Raw genomic sequence first — 18,467 nt, forward strand, 5'->3', positions numbered from 1 at the left:
CCTCTTCTCGGCGGCGCTCAGCGCTCGCCGCCACCACCGGACCTGCGCCGCCACAGCACCAGTGGCACGGCGCCCACCAGCGCGACCCCCTGGGGCGCCACCGACAGGGCCGCCCCGGCCGACGCCTCGTTGTTCAGCGCGGGCTGGTCGAAGGTGTCCGGGACCTCGAGGTAGTCCCAGCGGTTGACCGGCCAGCCGATGACGACGGCACGGCCGACGACTTCCCGCACCGGGACCATGCCCTTGTTCTTGTCGGCCTGGTTGTACCGGGAGTCCCGGGAGTTCTGCCGGTGGTCGCCCATGACCCAGATGTGGCCCTCGGGCACCTCGACCCTGAACTGGCCGCCCTGGTCGTCCTGGCTGCACGGGGTGTTGCCCGGGTAGACGTACGCCGCCTCGTTCAGGGCGACGCCGTTGACCGTCAGCGGCCCGGTGCCCTTGCACTCGACGATGTCCCCGCCGACCCCGACGACCCGCTTGATCAGGTCCTTCTCCTCCGCGGACGGCATCAGACCGATCCAGCTGAGGACCTTCTGCAGCGCGTTGGGGTCCGGCGTCGGCTCGCCCGCCAGCCAGTTGTCGGGGTCGTGGAAGACCACCACCTCGCCGCGCTCGGGCTCGGAACCGAACCAGGGGGTGAGCTTGTCGACCATGACGCGGTCACCCTGCTGGAGGGTGTTCTGCATCGAGTCCGACGGGATCGAGAACGCCTGCAGCAGGAATGTCTTGATCAGCAGCGCCAGCACCAGCGCGATACCGATCAGGATGGGCAGTTCCTTCCAGAAGGAGCGTGGCTTCTTCTCCTGGCGGGGCGGTTCGCCCGGCCCCTGGTCCCCGTTCCTCGTGCGGTAGTCACTCACGCTGTCCTCCTCGGCCGCCGGGGAGTCATTCCCGAGGGCCGCGGCGCTGTCCTCGGCCGGGACGTCCGGCCCCGCGGACCGATCGCGGTGCTCCTCGCCGTCGGCTCCGGATCGTGCGCCAACCGCCACATCCCCCACGCCAGCTCCTCACGCTGTGCCGCCGCCTGCCCCATGCGCGGCGCAGGCCCACCACTCCCATAACGAGCGGGAGTTCCGCAGGAGTCGGGAGCTGGATCATTCCGTTCGAATGGTCCTGGGCAACCCTATGCGACAGCGGAGCGGCAGTGGTCGACCCGCGTGTCGGGTCCGCCACGGACGCATAGGTTTTCGGCTCGTCCAGAGTGTTCCAGTGAGCGAACGGCCAGGCGATGACCATGGCCCGGCCCACCACCTCCTCCTCGGAGACGGTACCGCCGTAGTCGGTGTCCTGGTGGGAACGGGAGTCGGCGGAGTTGGACCGGTGGTCGCCCATCACCCACAGGCGCCCCTCGGGCACGGTGACCTCGAACGGCGTCGTGGACGGGGCGTTGCCCGGGTAGAGGTAGTCGCCCTCCTCCAGGGGTACGCCGTTGACGGTGACCCGGCCCTGTGTGTCGCAGCACTTGACCTGGTCGCCGCCGACTCCGACGACCCGCTTGATGAGGTCCTTCTCGTTCTCCGACGGCAGCAGCCCGATGAAGGTGAGCCCGTCCTTGACCTGCTTGACGCCGACCGGGTCGTCCCTCGTGGGAGTGGTCTGCTCGTCCTCCAGCCAGCCGCCGGGGTCCTTGAACACGACGACGTCCCCGCGCTGCGGCTTGGAGCCGAACCACGGGGTGAGCTTGTCGACCAGGACGCGGTCGCCGATCTGAATCGTCTGCTCCATGGAGCCGGACGGGATGACGAAGGCCTGGACGAGGAACGTCTTCAGCACCAGCGCGATCACGACGGCGACCCCGATCAGCAGCGGTATCTCCTTGACCGCGCTCTGCCTGCGCCGCCGCTTGACCTTCCGCTGAAGCTTGCGCCGGTCGGCCCGGCTCCGCCCGTCGGCCGCGCTGACCGTGCGGCGTACGCCGGTGGGCAGCAGGTTCTCCGCGGCGCTCACCGGGCCGCCGCGAGGTTTGCCGCGGTTACCCATGGGCCCCCTCCCCGAGGTGCGCAGCGTTCGTCCCCGGTGCCGGCACGCGCGCGTAGGCGTCGGGGCGGTGCAGCCGGGTGGTGCGGTCGAAGGGCGAGACGATCCAGTCGGCGCGGCCGATCACCGCGCTCACCGGGACCATGCCGCCGCCGGGCGATCCGAGACGGTCGCGGGAGTCGCTGGAGTCGCCGCGGTGATCGCCGAGGACGAACAGACGTCCCTCGGGCACGACGACGTCGAAGGGTACGGTGGACGCGCTCTCGCCGGGGAACAGGAAGCCCGACTCGTCGACCGACCGGCCGTTCACCCGGATCCTCCCCTCCCTGTCGCAGCAGACCACACGGTCTCCGCCCACACCGACAACGCGCTTGATGTAGTCGGTGTCCCCGAAATACCCGGTGCCGTCGAACACCACCACGTCGCCGCGTTGCGGCCCGGCTCCGAAACGGTATGCCAACTTCAGTACGAGAACGCGGTCCCCGTCCCTCAACGAGGGTTCCATCGATCCGCTGGGGATCTGGAACGGCCGCGCCACGAACGTGCTGAGCACGAACAGGAGCAGCAGCACCGACAGCAGGGTCGCGGTGATCCACCCTCCGGGGAGCCCGCCCACGAGACGCGGCGCCAACGAGGAACGCGACCGTTCCTCCTGACCCGGGGCCTCCGAGGTGTCCTCGGGTCCGGCCGGGTGGGAGGAGCGGTCGCGCTCTGTCGGCTGTGCTTCGGTGTCCATCGAGGCCAGATGTTATCCGGCCCCGGGCTCACCTCGGAAAAACGCTCAGTTCTCGCGCTTCTCCTTGATCTTCGCCGCCTTGCCGCGCAGCTCGCGCAGGTAGTACAGCTTGGCGCGACGGACGTCACCCTTGGTGACGAGCTCGATCTTCTCCACGATCGGGGTGTGCACCGGGAAGGTGCGCTCGACGCCGACGGAGAAGGAGACCTTGCGGACCGTGAAGGTCTCGCGCACGCCGGCACCCTGGCGGCGGATCACCACGCCCTTGAACTGCTGCACACGAGTGCGGTTGCCCTCGATGACGCGCACGTGGACGTTGACGGTGTCACCGGGACGGAAGGCCGGGATGTCGCTGCGCAGCGACGCGGAGTCGACGGAGTCGAGCAGGTGAGACATTTCGTCTGCTTTCTTCGCTGATGCCGCAGGTCATCAACGGCAACTAGAGGTTCGGATCTCGGGTGTGCGGTGCGGGGCGGGCGTCGTGTCCCCCTGCGGCAGGGGCGCACGCCGGACGGCGCACAACAGCGGCCTATTGTTCCACGCCGCCGGTCCTGCGCCAAAATCGTCCGTGGGGTTCCCCCTCCGGGTCCGGTTCCCAGCCCAGGATGGAGAGCATCTCGCGGTCCTTCTTGTCGAAGGCCCCCGGATCGCAGCGCTCGATGAGGTCGGGCCGGTGCGCGGTGGTGCGCCTGAGCGCCTCGTCGCGCCGCCAGCGGGCGATCTTCCCGTGGTGCCCGCTGAGCAGCACCTCGGGGATCCCCCGGCCCCGCCAGACGGGCGGCTTGGTGTGGACGGGCCCTTCCAGGAGGCTCGCCATCGCGCCCGGGGCGAAGGAGTCGTCCCGGTGGGACTCGGCGTTGCCCAGGACACCGGGCAGCAGCCGGGCCACCGCCTCGGTGATCACGAGGACGGCCGCCTCGCCGCCGGCCAGGACGTAGTCGCCGATGGACACCTCGTGGACGGGCACACGGGTCGCGTACTCGTCGACGACGCGCCGGTCGATGCCCTCGTAACGGGCCGGGGTGAAGATCAGCCAGGGGCACTCGGAGAGCTGGACGGCGAGTTCCTGGGTGAAGGGACGGCCGCTGGGAGTGGGGACGATCAGGGCGGGTTCGTGGGCACCGGCCTCATAGCCGTCCGCCAGGACCTCGTCGAGCGCCTCGCCCCACGGTTCGGTCTTCATGACCATGCCGGGGCCGCCGCCGTACGGGGTGTCGTCGACGGTGTGGTGCCGGTCGTGGGTCCACGAGCGGAGGTCGTGCACCTGGACGTCCAGCTGTCCCCGTGCGCGTGCCTTGCCCACGAGGGAGACGTTCAGCGGTTCGAGGTACTCGGGGAAGATGGTGACGACGTCGAGCCGCATCAGGCCTCGTCCCGCGACGAGACGCCGTGGTCAGCACCCTGTTCAGCGCCGTGGTCAGCGCCGTGGTCATCAGCGAACTCGTCCTCGGCACCCCGGTCGTCGATCAGGCCCGGCGGCGGGTCGATGACCGCGCGCTGCTCCTCGAGGTCGATCCCGGTGACGATCTGCTCCACGAACGGCACGAACACCTCACTGCCGTCGGGGCGTTCCACCACGAACAGATCCTGCGTCGGCAGGTGGGAGATCTCGGTGATCCGGCCGACGTGCTGCCCGTCCTCGGTGACGACGTCCAGGTCGATCAGCTGATGGTCGTAGTACTCGTCCTCGTCCTCGGGCTGCTCGTCCGGGTCGACCTCGGCGATGAGCAGGGTGTTGCGCAGCGCCTCGGCACCGGTGCGGTCGCGGACGCCCTCGAAACGCAGCAGGAGACGACCGCTGTGCACCCGGCCGGTCTCGATGGTGAGCGGACCGGCGGTGGCGGGATCGGTGGCCAGGACGGCGCCGGGCCCGAGCCGCAGCTCCGGCTCGTCGGTGCGGACCTCCACGGTGACCTCGCCCTTGATGCCGTGAGCACGGCCGATGCGAGCGACTACCAGCTGCACTGTGCTTGATCTCCTGTCGTACGACGACGGGCCGGGGACGGCCCTGAGGCCCTCCCCGGCCCGAGCCGGTTGCGCTGAGCGTCAGCGGACGTGGTCCACGTCGACGAGGTCGACACGGACACCGCGGCCGCCGATGGCGCCCACGACGGTCCGCAGAGCGCGTGCGGTGCGGCCGTTGCGGCCGATCACCTTGCCGAGGTCGTCCGGGTGGACCCGGACCTCGAGCACCCGCCCGCGGCGCAGGTCGCGCGAGGCGACCTGCACATCGTCAGGATGGTCGACGATGCCCTTCACGAGGTGCTCGAGAGCCTCCTCGAGCATGCTCAGGCCTCGGTCGACGCAGACGAGGAGGACTCAGCGGCGGCCTCGTCCTTCTTCTCCGCCTTCTTCTTCTGGGTGATCGCCTCACCCTTGCCCTCGTCCTCGCCGCCGAACGCGTCGAACGACGGGCGCTCGGCCTTCTCGGCCGGCTGCAGCAGCGGGGCCGGGGCGGGCTCGCCCTTGAACTTCTGCCAGTCGCCGGTCTTCTTGAGGATGGCCATCACGGGCTCGGTCGGCTGGGCGCCGACACCGAGCCAGTACGCCACACGCTCGGCGTCGACCTCCATCACCGACGGGTTGTACGTCGGGTGGTACTTGCCGATCTCCTCGATGGCCCGGCCGTCACGGCGGGTACGGGAGTCGGCGACGATGATGCGGTAGTGAGGCGAACGGATCTTGCCCAGACGCTTCAGCTTGATCTTGACTGCCACGGGAGTGAGTTCTCCTGGATTGACGTGGTGGGGCACGGCGGGACGGCCGCGTGGGGTTGCGGTACCCGAGTGCCCGATGGACGCGTCAGCCGGAGGCGAGAGGGTTCCTGTGCGGCTGTCGAGTACAGCTAGTCATTGTGCCACACCCCGCGGGGCGCCCGGGACCGCGGGCCCGCACGCGGGCAGCCCTCGGCCCCGCCCGGCGCGACGCGGTGGCGCCGTCACGCCGGGCGGGGCCGCCCTGCGGCACGACCGGCCCCGAAGCGGCGTGCGGAACGACACCCGCACGCCCCCGGAGCCCGTCCCGACGCGGCCGGCACCCACGAGATGCCGGGTCGTCGTCAGCTCGCCGCCGAGGCCACCGCCTCAGGGATCCTGAACGGCTTGCCGCAGCCGCCGCAGACGATGGGGGCCTGGGCCAGCACCGACGGGACGACGCGCACATTGCGACCGCAGTCGCAGACGGCCTTGACGCGCACACCACCGCCGGACGAACCGTGCCGTGCCGCCGGACCTCGGAAGCTGCGGGCGGTGTCGCCCGCGGTCGCGGCGGAATGTGCCTTCAGGGCGCGCTGGAGACGCTCCGTCGTCGGGCGGTAGCGGCGCTTCGCCTCCGGGGTGAGTGCGACCAGCGAGAAGCCGCTGCTGGGATGTGGCTCGTCGGGATGGTCCAGGCCCAGTTCCTCGGCGATCGCGAGGAAACGACGGTTGTGGTAGCGGCCGGCGCGGGAGGTGTCGCGTACGCCGCGCGCGGCGGCGACGCCATGGACTGCCTCATGCAGCAGTCGTTCGAAGGAGAGTTCGTGACCGCACGCGGACGACGACTCCCCGATCAGGGACTCGGGCGCGGCAAGATCGGGCAGCTCGGAGTGGTACCGCTGAATATCGGCCCACGCCTGCGCCAGTTCTGCGGCGAGTACAGGTGGTGTCTGTGTCGTGCTCACGTAATGACAACGAGCCGGGGTGCCTCTGTGTTCCGATTCCGGGGCATCCCAAATATTTTGCCCTTACCCGTCAGTACCCGCTCATGCGTCCCGACCACGGGCGGGTGCGCTGATCTGCGGAGAAGCCTCGCAGCTCACCTCAAGGTGGTGCGTAGGCCGACGTACAGCGCCCTCCGGCCCGGCGCGTACGCGGGGCCCGCGCGCCGGTGCGTCTGCGGTCCACGGGTACGCAAGGGGCGTTTCGGCCGCTCTCCCGCGGCGGAGCACCCCGGTCCGGTGGACGGGTGCCACGACGCCCGGTGGACGGGTGCCACGACCGTGACGTTACCGGGTCCGCCGACGGCACCCGACACCGGCCCGGACCTTATGGGCGGACGCGACCGGACACGGCCGGACACGACCTCGATCAGGGGTTTGCGGACCTTGGCCGGAACCGGCTCATCGCCCCGTGATTGCCGGAATGTGAGTTCTTGCCACTGGCACGAGCGACTCCCAAACCACCGCCCCGTTCCACTGGACGCCGGGGCGGGGGCGGAGTTTCCTGGCATACGGGGGAACGCTGGCGCACTGCACGGGGGTCACGTAGTCAGGCATGGCGGCAACTCTCGGCTGATTGGGGCGCTCACCTATGACACCTACGCTCGTGGGGCAGCACCTTCCTCGTACGGGACACGGTCCTGTCGGACACGGTCCTACGGGGCACGGTCCTCGCGTGGACCGGCGGGCACGCGCGCGCGACTGGTCCGAGATACAGGAGAGGATGCTCGTACCGCTCTACGAGGCCGTCTACCGGCGGCTGGACGTGGGGCCCGCGACACGGCTGCTCGGCCTCGGCTGCGGTTCGGGGCTCGCCCTGCTGATGGCGGCCTCCCGGGGCGCCGCGGTCACCGGTGTCGACACCTCGTCCGACCGGCTGGCCCACGCGCGCGAACGGCTGCGGCCCGCCGGGCGGAAGCCACGCGCACCTGGGCGCGCGGACACCCGGATCGTTGACGGCTCCCCCGGGGCGGCCCGGACGGACACCACCGGGTACACCGTGGTGACCGCCTTCGAACCGATCGGCTGCCGCGCCGGCGACGCGGAGGAACTGGGGGCGCTGCTCGCCGAGGCAACGCCGCTCGCCGGACGCGGAGCGGCCGTGGTCCTCACCGGCTGGGGCCCGCCGGAGCGGTGCGCCACGGCGTCCGTGCTCCGGGTCGCCACCCGGCTGGCGGAACCGGTGCGCGGCACGGGCACCTGGCGCCCCGCGCACCGCGACGATCTGGAGCAGGTCGCCCAGCGCGCGGGCCTTCGGCCGGACGGCTCGGGAAGGGTGGCCTGCCCCTTCGGGTACGCCGACGTGAACAGTGCCGTACGGGGACTGCTCTCGACGGGACTGTTCGACCCGGCGATCACCGCGACGGACCAGGTGCAGGTGCACAAGGAACTCGCCGAGGCACTGCACCCGTACCAGCGGCAGGACGGCACCGTGTGGATGCCGAACGTGTTCCGGTACCTGATCGCACGGACGCCCTGACACCGGCACGGGGCCGCCGGCCGCGGACTTCTCAGCCCATGAACTTCTTGAACTCGTCGGGCAGCTCGAAGTCCTGGCCGCCCTGCTGCGGCAGCCCGAAGGCGTTGCCGCCCTCCGCGGCCGCCGCGCGGCGCTCGGCCTCCTCCTGCTCCTGCTGCTTGCGCTTCATCGGGTTGCCGGAGCGCTGCTTGCCCTTGGCCTGCTTCTGCTTCTTCTTCTGCCGGCCGGGACCGCCGCCCATGCCCGGCATCCCGGGCATCCCCGGCATGCCGCCGCCCTGGGCCATGCGGGACATCATCTTCCGCGCCTCGAAGAACCGCTCGACCAGATTCTTCACGGCGCTGACCTCGACACCGGAGCCCTTGGCGATACGGGCACGGCGCGAGCCGTTGATGATCGTCGGCTCCTGGCGCTCGGCCGGGGTCATCGACTTGATGATCGCGGCGGTGCGGTCGACGTCCCGCTCGTCCAGGTTGTTGATCTGGTCCTTGATCTGCCCCATGCCGGGCAGCATGCCGAGCAGCTTCGAGATGCTGCCCATTTTCCTGACCTGCTCCATCTGGGCCAGGAAGTCGTCCAGGGTGAAGTCCTGGCCCTTCTTGGACGCCAGCTTGGAGGCCATCTGGGCGGCCTCTTCCTGGCTGAAGGTCTTCTCCGCCTGCTCGATCAGGGTGAGCAGGTCACCCATGTCGAGGATGCGGGAGGCCATCCGGTCCGGGTGGAAGGCGTCGAATTCGTCGAGCTTCTCACCGTTCGACGCGAACATGATCGGCTTGCCGGTGACCTGACGGATCGACAGCGCCGCACCACCGCGGGCGTCACCGTCGAGCTTGGAGAGCACCACGCCGTCGAAGCCGACGCCGTCGCGGAACGCCTCGGCGGTGTTGACGGCGTCCTGACCGATCATCGCGTCGACGACGAACAGGATCTCGTCGGGGCTGACGGCGTCCCTGATGTCCGCGGCCTGCTGCATCATCTCCTGGTCGACGCCCAGGCGGCCGGCGGTGTCCACGATCACGATGTCGTGGACCTTGGTCTTCGCGAACTCGATGGAGTCCTTGGCGACCTTCACCGGGTCGCCCACGCCGTTGCCCGGCTCGGGCGCGTAGACGGCGACACCCGCGCGCTCGGCGACGACGCTCAGCTGGTTGACGGCGTTGGGGCGCTGGAGGTCGGCGGCGACCAGCACCGGCGAGTGCCCCTGGTCCTTGAGCCACTTGCCGAGCTTGCCCGCGAGGGTGGTCTTACCGGCACCCTGCAGACCGGCCAGCATGATCACGGTCGGCGGCTGCTTGGCGAAGCGCAGCCGGCGGGTCTCGCCGCCGAGCACGTGGACGAGCTCGTCATTGACGATCTTGAGGACCTGCTGGGCGGGATTCAGCGCCTTGGAGACCTCGGCGCCGAGCGAGCGCTCCTTGACGTTCTTGATGAACGTGCGGACGACCGGCAGGGCCACGTCCGCTTCCAGCAGAGCGATGCGGATCTCACGCGCCGTGGCGTCGATGTCCGCTTCGCTCAGCCGGCCTTTTCCGCGGAGGTTTTTGAAGGTCGCGCTGAGGCGGTCGGAGAGAGTATCGAACACGGCGGCGTCGGTCCTCGGGGTCGGGAGCGGAACTGGGCTGCCCTCCAGAGTATCCGGCCCGGCAAGCAAATCGTCCCTGCCCGCTACGGAGAGCGGTCAGGGACGAAATCCCCGCATCGGCGGGGAGCAGAGAATTCCGAGCAGGTTGGACAACGAACCCATCGGACCATCCCCGCGTCGGCGGGGAGCACATCCGGTGAACGCATGACCTGACCAGAAGGTCACGCCCGCAACGTCTCCTCCAGCTTCCGGGCCACGGCCACCGCCTCCTCGCCGGGCAGGGGCGTGCCCTCCGGGCAGGTCACGTAGAAAGCGTCCACCGCGTTCGCCCCCAGCGTGCTCGCGTGCGCGCTGCGCACCCGTACCCCCGTGTCCTCCAGCGCCCGCCCGATCCGGAACAGCAGTCCGGGGGCGTCCTGCGCCCGGACCTCGATCACCGTGGCGTGCCGGGAGGCGGCCGGGGCGACCGTCACCCGGGCCGGGGGCGCGACCACGCCCCGCCGCCTCGGGTACGCGGCGTCCCGTTCGGCGAGCCGGCCGGCGATGTCGAGGGTGCCGTCCAGGGCCCGGACCAGGTCGGCGCGGAGCCGGGCGGCCTGGGGCAGGGAGCCGTACTCGGCGGCGACCCGCCAGTCCAGCAGCAGCACGGAGCCGTCGACACCGGCCGGGAGGTCCAGCGCCCGCAGCTCCGCGGTCCGTACGGTCAGCCGGTGCAGGGCGAGCACCCCGGCCACCGCGGGCAGCACGCCCTCCTGGTCGGGCACGGCGATGCGCAGTTCCACGCCCAGCGGTTCGGGGTCGCCGGAGGGCTCGGTGGGCGGTTCGGTCCGGGCCCGCAGGGACAGCACCGGCCCGCCCGTGGCGACCGCCTCGACGGCGAGGCGTTCCTGTTCCGCGGTGGGCGTGGTCTCCTCGGGGCCGGCCGAGAGGTCCCCGGACAGCACGGCGGCGACCCGTTCCGCGAGGTCGGCGACGAGTGAGGCGCGCCAGGACGACCAGGCGGCGGGTCCGGTGGCGAGGGCGTCCGCCTCGGTGAGGGCGTGCAGCAGTTCGAGAGTGCTCCGGGAGCCGACGGCCTCGGCGACCGCGCGCACGGTGGCCGGGTCCTCCAGATCGCGCCGGGTGGCGGTCTCGACGAGCAGCAGGTGGTGGCGTACGAGGGAGGCGATCACCGTGACGTCGTGCTGGTCGAAGCCGATGCGGGCGGCCACGTCCCTGGCGATGACCTCGCCGCCCGTCGCGTGGTCGCCGGGCCACCCCTTGCCGATGTCGTGCAGCAGCGCGGCGACCAGGAGCAGGTCGGGCCGGTGCACGCGCCGGGTGAACTCGGAGGCGCGGACGGCGGTCTCGATGAGGTGCCGGTCCACGGTCCACAGGTGCACGGCGTTGCGCTGGGGGCGGCAGCGGACCCGTTCCCAGTCCGGGAGCAGGCTGTCGACCAGGCCCTCCGCCTCCAGCGCCTCCCAGACCTGGACCGTGGGCCGGCCGGAGCCCAGCAGGGTCACCAGTTGTTCCCGCGCCTCGGCGGGCCAGGGGATGGGCAGGGGGTGCGCGGTGGCCGCCATGCGCCGTACGGCGTGCAGGGAGAGCGGCAGCCCGGCCTGGGCGGCGGCGGCCGCGGCGCGCAGCGGGAGCACGGGGTCGCGTTCGGGGCGTGCGGTGCGGGCGAGCACCACCTCGCCGTCCTGTTCCACGACCCCTTCGGCCAGCGGGGACCGCTCGGGCGCCGCTTTCCCGCCGCCCAGGAGGGCGCGCAGTCTGGGCCGTACCGCGCGGGAGCGCAGCACGCGCGCCACTTCGCGCCAGGTGACGTCACTGGCGTACGCGATGACGCGCGCGGCCTCGTAGACCTGCCGCAGCAGCACGTCCGCGTCGAGCATGCCGAGTTCGGCCGCGACCTGGTCCTGTTCCTGCAGCGCGAGCCGGTCGGTGGCGCGCCCGGTGGCCAGGTGCAGGGCGTCCCGTACGTCGAGGAGGCGGCGGCGGGCGTCGGCCAGGCCCTCGCGCGGGGCGTCGGCGAGCCAGGAGGCGGCGACGGCGCGCAGGGCGGTGGCGTCGCGGAGCCCGCCGTGGGCCTCCTTGAGGTCGGGTTCCAGGAGGTACTGCAACTCGCCTGTGCGTTGGGCGCGTTCGGCGCACAGCTCCTGGAGGGCGGGGAGCCGCTTCGGTGCCTGGTTGCGCCAGTCGGCGAGCACCGCCGTGCGCAGTGCGGTGGTGAGGCCGAGGTCGCCGGCGATGTGCCGGGCGTCCAGCAGGCCGAGCTGGACCTTCAGGTCCTCGCCCGCGGTCCTGCGGGCCCCGGCCGGGGTGCGGACGGAGTGGTCGAGGTCCAGGCCCAGGTCCCAGACGGGGTACCAGAGGCGGTCGGCGAGGGCGGTGACCGCCTCGGGGTCGCCGCCGTCGTGCAGCAGGAGCAGGTCGAGGTCGCTGCGCGGGGAGAGTTCCGCGCGCCCGTAGCCGCCCACGGCGACCAGGGAGACCCCGCGCGCCCCCTGGGCACCCGCCGCGAAGAGCCCGGCGAGCCAGTCGTCCGTGAGGTGCGCGAGGGCGGCGCGGCGCGGCGGCCCGGACCGCGTCTCCCCGGTGAGGAGGTGCAGCCGGGCCGCCGCGTAGCCGCCGGGCCCCGAGTCCTTCGTCCCGTCGTCCGTGCCCGTCCCCGTCATCCGGTGGCTCCTGTTCCGTTCGCCCTGCTCAGAGCGCGTCCGGGCCGCGTTCACCGGTGCGGACCCGGACGGCGGTCCCGACCGGGACCGACCAGACCTTGCCGTCGCCGATCTTGCCGGTGCGGGCCGCCTTGACGATCACGTCGATGAGCTGTTCGGCGTCCTCGTCCTCGACCAGCACCTCGATGCGGATCTTGGGCACCAGGTCGACGGTGTACTCGGCACCGCGGTAGACCTCGGTGTGGCCGCGCTGGCGGCCGTAGCCGCTGGCCTCGGTGACGGTCAGGCCGTGCACCCCGAAGGTCTGCAGGGCCTCCTTGATCTCGTCGAGCCGGTGCGGCTTGACGACGGCGGTGATGAGCTTCACGCGTCCACCTTCTTGTTCTCGGCCGGGGCGAGGGGCGCCTGGGCGGCGTTGCGGGCGGCACCGCCGCCGGCGCCGCTGAAGTCGTACGCGGTCTCGGCGTGTTCGGCCCGGTCGATGCCGGCCACCTCGTCGTCCTCGGAGACGCGCATGCCGATCGTCCGGTCCAGGAGGAGGGCGAGGACCGCGGAGACGACCAGGGAGTAGGCGAGGACGCCGAAGACTCCGGCGCACTGCTTCCAGAACTGGTCGAGGCCGCCGCCGTAGAAGAGTCCCTGGACGTCCGACTGGCCCTTGCCGCTGGCGAGGAGGCCGACGAGCAGGGAGCCGATGACGCCGCCGACCAGGTGGACGCCGACGACGTCCAGGGAGTCGTCGTAGCCGAACCGGTACTTCAGGCCGACGGCCATGGCGCACAGCACACCGGCGACGGCGCCGACCGCGATCGCGCCGAGCGGGGAGACCGCGCCGCCGGCCGGTGTGATGGCGACCAGACCCGAGACCGCGCCGGAGGCGGCGCCCAGCGTGGTGAACGCGCCGTGGCGGATCTTCTCGTAGGCGAGCCAGCCGAGTACGGCGGCGGCGGTGGCGACCTGGGTGTTGACGAACATCAGCGCGCCGACGCCGTCGTCGTTGCCGAGCCAGGAGCCGGCGTTGAAGCCGAACCAGCCGAACCACAGCAGCGCGGCGCCGAGCATGACCAGCGGCAGGCTGTGCGGGCGCATCGGGTCCTTCTTGAAGCCGATGCGCTTGCCGATCACCAGGATCACGCCGAGGGCGGCGGCACCGGCGTTGATGTGGACGGCCGTCCCGCCGGCGAAGTCGATGACGCCCAGTTCGAAGGCCCAGCCGCCGGCGCCCCAGACCCAGTGGGCGACCGGGAAGTAGACGAGGGTGGCCCACAGGGTGATGAACAGCGCCCACGCGGTGAACTTCACGCGGTCCGCGAGCGCTCCGCTGATCAGGGCGGGGGTGAGGACGGCGAACATCAGCTGGAAGACCAGGAAGACGAGGACGGGGATGGTGTAGCCGTCCCAGAGTTCGGTCAGGCCGATGCCGGTCAGGCCGATCCAGTCGGAGTTCCAGCCGATGACGCCGCCGGAGTCGGTGCCGAACGCCATGGAGAAGCCGTACAGCACCCACAGGACGGTGACGATCCCCAGGCTGATGAAGCTCATCATCAGCATGTTCAGGGTGCTCTTGACGCGGACCATGCCTCCGTAGAAGAAGGCCAGGCCCGGGGTCATGAGCATCACCAGGGCGGAGCAGATGAGCATGAACCCTGTGTTGGCGGCAGAGAGCGTGGGCGTCTCCGCGGCAAGGGTGATGGCTGCTGCCATCGGCGTCTCCTCGTCGTCGGTACGGCCCCGTGCGGGTGGAACCCGAGCGGGTCGTGAGGGGCGGGCCGGTTCTGCGCCACGAGACTCGCGCAGCGCCGTTTCGGTGGAGGCCCCTCGCTGTTTCGCCGCCGTGACGAAGGCACCCGGTGTGTTACGGACCGATGAACCGCCGGATCCGGGGAGTGCCGGTCCTGGCCGTGACCCGGTCTTCGCCACAGGGCACCGCAACCATCAATTGAGCAACCCCGACGGCGAGCACCACATCCGCGAGAGCGGCGCCGGTTTAGGCGCAAAGGGGGGTACCGACCGCGGCGGGCCTTCCGATGACCTGGCATGGGGGAGCCGAGTCGGGCAGTTCGGGAGGGCCGGCCGCGGCCGGGGTCTGGGGTTTTCCCGGAGGTCCCTGCGGTCCTTCGGGGGTTCCTGGCGGGTTTTAGGGGTCAGACCGCTTCGGGGGTCAGACCGCTTCGGCGGTCTCCGGCAACTCGATGGCGAGCCGCTCGGTGAGGTCGACGACCTCGGCAAGGTCGCCGAAGTCACGGACGGCCGTGTCGACCGTCTTTCGGATACGTGTGTTGACCCGCTCGGAGCGGACCTTCTTGGCCGCTCCGATGGCCTCGGTGGCGAGGACCGCGCCCCGCTCGGGCTCACGCTGCAGGAGGTGCACGGTGGCCATGCCGATCAGGTTGAGCGCGTACGACCGCTGGTAGTCGGCGCGCTCCTGGGCGAACAGCTCCACGGCCCGCTCCATCAGCGGCTCGGCGAGGGAGGCGTACGTGGGGCTGCGGCCGGCGACGTAGGCGAGGTCGCGGAAGGAGTGGGAGTTCTCGCCGTACAGCTCGGCCTCGGAGAAGAAGCGGATCCAGTCGGGGTCCGGTTCGTCCCACTCGCCGACCTCGGCGAAGGTGTCCTCGGCCATCCTGACCGCGCGCTTGCACCGGCCGGGCTGGCCCATGTTGGCGTAGGCGCGGGCCTCCATCGCGTACAGCATCGACTGGGTGCGCGGGCTCGCGCAGTCACGGCTGCCGTACTGCGCGAGGTGGATGAGTTCCAGGGCGTCCTCGGGCCGGCCGAGGTGGATCATCTGACGGCTCAGGTTCGACAGGATGTACGAGCCCAGCGGCCGGTCCCCCGCCTCCTTGGCCGCGTGCAGGGCGAGCACGAGGTACTTCTGCGCGGTGGGCTGGAGCCCGACGTCGTACGACATCCAGCCGGCCAGTTCGGCGAGTTCGGCGGCGACCTTGAACAGCCGCCGCCGGATCGGGTCGGGCTGGGGTTCCTGGAGCAGGTCCGTCACCTCGTGCAGCTGCCCGACGACGGCCTTGCGGCGCAGGCCGCCGCCGCACTGGGCGTCCCACTGCCGGAACATCACGGTGGTGGTCTCCAGCAGGTCCAGCTCCGGCTGGGACAGCCGGCCGCGGGTGTGCCCCGGGACGGCCGGCCCTGACTCCGGACGGGGCTGGGCGGCGGACGGTGTGGGGACGAGCCAGCGCTGCATGGGCTCGATGAGGGACGGGCCCGCGGAGAGGGCCAGCGAGCTCCCGAGGAAGCCGCGCCGCGCGAGCATGAGGTCGCTGCGCGAGAACTCGCTGAGCAGGGCCACGGTCTGCGGGCCCGTCCAGGGCAGGTCGACGCCGGTCGCGGAGGGCGAGGGCCGGCTGGTGCGCAGCCCCAGGTCCTCGACGGACACCACGACGCCGAAGCGCTCGGAGAACAGCTCGGACAGGATGCGCGGGATGGGCTCGCGCGGGTTCTCGCCGTCCAGCCAGCGGCGCACCCGCGAGGTGTCGGTGGAGATGTGGTTGGCGCCCAGTTGGCGGGCTCTGCGGTTGACCTGGCGGGCGAGTTCGCCCTTGGACCAGCCGCTGCGGAGGAACCACGAGGTGAGCAGCTCGTTCGGACGCTTCTCCGTACCCGCAGCGCTCGTCCCGCCACCGCCGTTGCCGCTCACTGGAACGCCCCCATCCCTGAAACCACTCGCCGCTGAGTGCGCCAAGCCCTATCAGAATGCCGGTTGCCGGGGCCGCCGTCCGGCGGATGCCACCCACCGAACGGAAAGCCGAGTTGCCTCCGGCATACCCGTGTGTGCATGTGCCCCAAGAAGCCGTGCACACAACGTAGCGCTACGATCACCCGTCCAGCCATGGCGAACCGGTAATCGCCACCATTCGCCACCCCATCGAATGAACTCACGGTGGCCGACTCACGATTCACTTGACACAGGGCGGCCGCAGTGGATGCGGCGATGCACTCGGGAGCGCGGGCCACCCCGCACACCACCCCGGGTGCTTCCGGGCGCCGACTCGGGTCGCGCGGCACGGGGAAGTCGAGAACAGAGAGTCATGCGTCGCGCCCGCTGCGTAACCACCGGTGCGTCGGACCCGTTGGAGGGGGCATGGGCTTCACGATCGGCATCAGCCGGGGCATCCGCGACATCCGGTCCGGCTCACGCCGCCGGGGCCGCGCGTCGGACGGCACCGTGGTGGCGGAGTACACCGGGCTGTGGGGCTGGGACGTGGTGCCGGGCGCCCGCGCCGCGGCCGGCGCCTGCTCCTGCGGCCGGGCGGGATGCCGGGCCCCGGGGGCGCATCCGCTCGACCTCGCCCCGGAGATCCCCGCCGGGGCTCCGCTGGACGACGTGACGGAGATCTGGGCCGGTTACCCGGGTGCCGCGATGATGCTGCCGGTCGGGCGGGCGTTCGACGTGATCGAGGTGGCCGAGCCCGCCGGGTGCCGCGCCCTGGCCCGGCTGGAGCGCATGGGCCTGCCCGTCGGCCCGGTCGCCGCCACCCCGGACGGCCGGGCCCAGTTCTTCGTCGCCCCCGGCGCCGCCGCCGCGCTCCCCGAGCTGCTCTACCGCATGGGCTGGGACGACCCGGCCGCCCTCGATCTGCGCGGCCTCGGCCCCGGTACGCACATCACGGCACCGGCGTCGGACCGGGGCGGCCTCGGCCCGGTGCGCTGGCTGCGCTCCCCCGCCCTCGACTCGGTTCCCCGCCCGCCCGAGGCCCGTCTGGTCCTGGGCACGCTGGCGTACGTCGTGCACCGGTCGCAGGCGTAGGCACCGGGGCCGGGGCCTCAGGTGCGGGCCCCGGAGCCGTACGCGGGGCGGCACGGCGAAGCGCCCGTTTCCGGCTTTCCGGAAGCGGGCGCTTCTTCGCGTCGGTGCGGATGCCGTCCGGCGGGCCGCCTCGGGGTCACTCCCCGATGAGCGCGTCCACGAACGCCTCGGGCTCGAACGGTGCCAGGTCGTCCGCGCCCTCGCCGAGACCGATCAGCTTGACCGGGACGCCCAGTTCGCGCTGGACGGCGATCACGATGCCGCCCTTGGCCGTTCCGTCCAGCTTGGTGAGCACGATGCCGGTGATGTCGACGACCTCGGCGAAGACCCGGGCCTGGACCAGGCCGTTCTGACCGGTGGTGGCGTCGAGCACGAGCAGCACCTCGTCCAGCGGGGCCTGCTTCTCCACGACCCGCTTGACCTTGCCGAGCTCGTCCATCAGGCCGGTCTTGGTGTGCAGTCGGCCGGCGGTGTCGATGAGCACGACGCCCGCACCCATCTCCTTGCCCTCCTTGACCGCGTCGAACGCGACGGAGGCCGGGTCGCCGCCCTCCGGGCCGCGCACGGTGTGGGCACCGACGCGCTCGCCCCAGGTCTGGAGCTGGTCGGCGGCGGCGGCGCGGAACGTGTCCGCGGCGCCGAGGACGACGGTGTTGCCGTCGGCGACCAGCACACGGGCGAGCTTGCCGGTGGTGGTGGTCTTGCCGGTGCCGTTGACCCCCACGACCATCACGACGCCCGGACCACCGGTCTCGGTCTCGGTGCGCACGATGCGGTCCATCGTGGGATCGACCAGGGTGATCAGCTCCTCGCGGAGCAGCCCGCGCAGTTCGACGGGGGTGCGGGTGCCGAGCACCTTCACGCGCTCACGCAGCCGCTCGACCAGCTCCTGGGTGGGCCGCACGCCGACATCGGCGGTGAGCAGGGTGTCCTCGACCTCCTCCCAGGTGTCCTCGTCGAGGTGCTCTCGGGAGAGCAGGACGAGCAGGCCCTTGCCCAGGGCGTTCTGTGAACGGGAGAGACGGGCTCGCAGCCGGACGAGACGGCCGGCGGTGGGCTCCGGGATCTCGATCGCGGGAGCCTCGGCGAGCGGCTCCTCGACGACGACCGGGGCGGAGCCGTCCGGAAGATCAACCTCCTCGATGGTGCGCCGCGGTTCCTCCCGCGGCGTCTCGGCCTCGTCGCCGACGTGCGGCTCGGCCGGGGGGGCGGTGATGTCGGGCGTGGTGGGCGGCGGCGGGGGCGGCTGCTTCTTGCGGCGGCTGCCGACGATGAGCCCGCCGAGCACACCGAACACGACCACGGCGATGACTACAGCAAGGATGACGATGTCCATAACGGGTCCAGTATCAGTCATGGGCGGCCCGGTCCAGCCGATGTCGGCCCCCGCGGAACGGTCCGTGCCGTCCCGGGCCGTCGGCCCGGTGGCCGGCGGCCGGCGACGCACCGGTCAGGACGTGCGGCACACGGTACGGACACACCACCGCCCCGGCCCGGACGGTCGTCCGGAGCGGGGCGGCGATGTACGAGGAGAGGGGCAGCGGGGACTTGAACCCCTCTCCTCGGG

17 protein-coding genes are annotated in these 18,467 nt (G+C 71.6%); 2 read left to right on the forward strand and 15 right to left on the reverse strand.

Annotated elements, in window-relative coordinates; translation table 11 throughout:
• Positions 1-17: 17 nt before the first annotated feature.
• The 9 genes from lepB (PYS65_RS10450) to PYS65_RS10490 form a co-directional block, all read right to left on the reverse strand.
• Positions 18-998, reverse strand: coding sequence for a signal peptidase I (gene lepB / locus PYS65_RS10450; RefSeq protein WP_279333649.1), 981 nt, complete (start codon positions 996-998; stop codon positions 18-20).
• Positions 886-1,980, reverse strand: coding sequence for a signal peptidase I (gene lepB, locus PYS65_RS10455; protein WP_279333651.1), 1,095 nt, complete (start codon positions 1,978-1,980; stop codon positions 886-888). The genes lepB (PYS65_RS10450) and lepB (PYS65_RS10455) overlap by 113 nt, the downstream gene beginning before the upstream one ends.
• Positions 1,973-2,713 (reverse strand): signal peptidase I, encoded by a 741-nt coding sequence (lepB, locus tag PYS65_RS10460; RefSeq protein ID WP_279333652.1) that lies wholly within the window; start codon positions 2,711-2,713, stop codon positions 1,973-1,975. Before lepB (PYS65_RS10460) ends, lepB (PYS65_RS10455) begins: the two co-directional genes overlap by 8 nt.
• Before the next feature lie 45 nt (positions 2,714-2,758).
• The gene (gene rplS / locus PYS65_RS10465; protein WP_279333654.1) at positions 2,759-3,109 is read right to left on the reverse strand and encodes a 50S ribosomal protein L19; all 351 of its coding nucleotides are present in this window, start codon (positions 3,107-3,109) and stop codon (positions 2,759-2,761) included.
• A 133-nt stretch (positions 3,110-3,242) separates the two neighbouring features.
• Positions 3,243-4,076, reverse strand: coding sequence for a tRNA (guanosine(37)-N1)-methyltransferase TrmD (gene trmD, locus PYS65_RS10470; protein ID WP_279333656.1), 834 nt, complete (start codon positions 4,074-4,076; stop codon positions 3,243-3,245).
• On the reverse strand, positions 4,076-4,678 hold the full coding sequence (gene rimM, locus PYS65_RS10475; protein WP_279333658.1) for a ribosome maturation factor RimM: 603 nt from the start codon (positions 4,676-4,678) through the stop codon (positions 4,076-4,078). Before rimM ends, trmD begins: the two co-directional genes overlap by 1 nt.
• A gap of 81 nt (positions 4,679-4,759) precedes the next feature.
• A complete protein-coding gene (locus PYS65_RS10480; RefSeq protein WP_055597159.1) occupies positions 4,760-4,999 on the reverse strand; it encodes an RNA-binding protein in 240 nt (79 codons plus the stop codon).
• 2 nt (positions 5,000-5,001) lie between these two features.
• Complete coding sequence (gene rpsP, locus PYS65_RS10485) at positions 5,002-5,430, reverse strand: 30S ribosomal protein S16 (protein WP_279333660.1); 429 nt, start codon at positions 5,428-5,430, stop codon at positions 5,002-5,004.
• 341 nt (positions 5,431-5,771) lie between these two features.
• Positions 5,772-6,374, reverse strand: a complete 603-nt coding sequence (locus tag PYS65_RS10490) for a hypothetical protein (protein WP_279333661.1) — start codon at positions 6,372-6,374, stop codon at positions 5,772-5,774.
• 628 nt (positions 6,375-7,002) lie between these two features.
• On the opposite strand from PYS65_RS10490, the gene PYS65_RS10495 reads away from it, so the two are divergent.
• On the forward strand, positions 7,003-7,890 hold the full coding sequence (locus PYS65_RS10495) for a methyltransferase domain-containing protein (protein WP_279333662.1): 888 nt from the start codon (positions 7,003-7,005) through the stop codon (positions 7,888-7,890).
• A 31-nt stretch (positions 7,891-7,921) separates the two neighbouring features.
• Here PYS65_RS10495 and ffh read toward each other — a convergent pair whose 3' ends face one another.
• From ffh to nsdA, 5 genes are all read right to left on the reverse strand, one after another.
• Entirely contained in the window at positions 7,922-9,472 is a 1,551-nt protein-coding gene (gene ffh, locus PYS65_RS10500) for a signal recognition particle protein (protein ID WP_279333663.1), read from the reverse strand.
• 221 nt (positions 9,473-9,693) lie between these two features.
• The gene (locus PYS65_RS10505) at positions 9,694-12,135 is read right to left on the reverse strand and encodes a [protein-PII] uridylyltransferase (RefSeq protein WP_279333664.1); all 2,442 of its coding nucleotides are present in this window, start codon (positions 12,133-12,135) and stop codon (positions 9,694-9,696) included.
• Between the two features lie 28 nt (positions 12,136-12,163).
• Positions 12,164-12,502, reverse strand: a complete 339-nt coding sequence (locus PYS65_RS10510; RefSeq protein ID WP_202276222.1) for a P-II family nitrogen regulator — start codon at positions 12,500-12,502, stop codon at positions 12,164-12,166.
• Positions 12,499-13,839, reverse strand: a complete 1,341-nt coding sequence (locus PYS65_RS10515; protein ID WP_279333666.1) for an ammonium transporter — start codon at positions 13,837-13,839, stop codon at positions 12,499-12,501. Before PYS65_RS10515 ends, PYS65_RS10510 begins: the two co-directional genes overlap by 4 nt.
• A 457-nt stretch (positions 13,840-14,296) precedes the next feature.
• Positions 14,297-15,790 (reverse strand): transcriptional repressor NsdA, encoded by a 1,494-nt coding sequence (gene nsdA / locus PYS65_RS10520; RefSeq protein ID WP_279333668.1) that lies wholly within the window; start codon positions 15,788-15,790, stop codon positions 14,297-14,299.
• Between the two features lie 444 nt (positions 15,791-16,234).
• Here nsdA and PYS65_RS10525 point away from each other — a divergent pair, with 444 nt between their 5' ends.
• Entirely contained in the window at positions 16,235-16,900 is a 666-nt protein-coding gene (locus PYS65_RS10525) for a bifunctional DNA primase/polymerase (protein ID WP_279333669.1), read from the forward strand.
• A gap of 136 nt (positions 16,901-17,036) precedes the next feature.
• On the opposite strand, the gene ftsY is transcribed toward PYS65_RS10525, so the two are convergent.
• The gene (gene ftsY, locus PYS65_RS10530) at positions 17,037-18,236 is read right to left on the reverse strand and encodes a signal recognition particle-docking protein FtsY (protein WP_279333671.1); all 1,200 of its coding nucleotides are present in this window, start codon (positions 18,234-18,236) and stop codon (positions 17,037-17,039) included.
• Positions 18,237-18,467 lie beyond the last annotated feature (231 nt).

The sequence above is a fragment of the Streptomyces cathayae genome, from assembly GCF_029760955.1.
Taxonomy (GTDB): domain Bacteria; phylum Actinomycetota; class Actinomycetes; order Streptomycetales; family Streptomycetaceae; genus Streptomyces; species Streptomyces cathayae.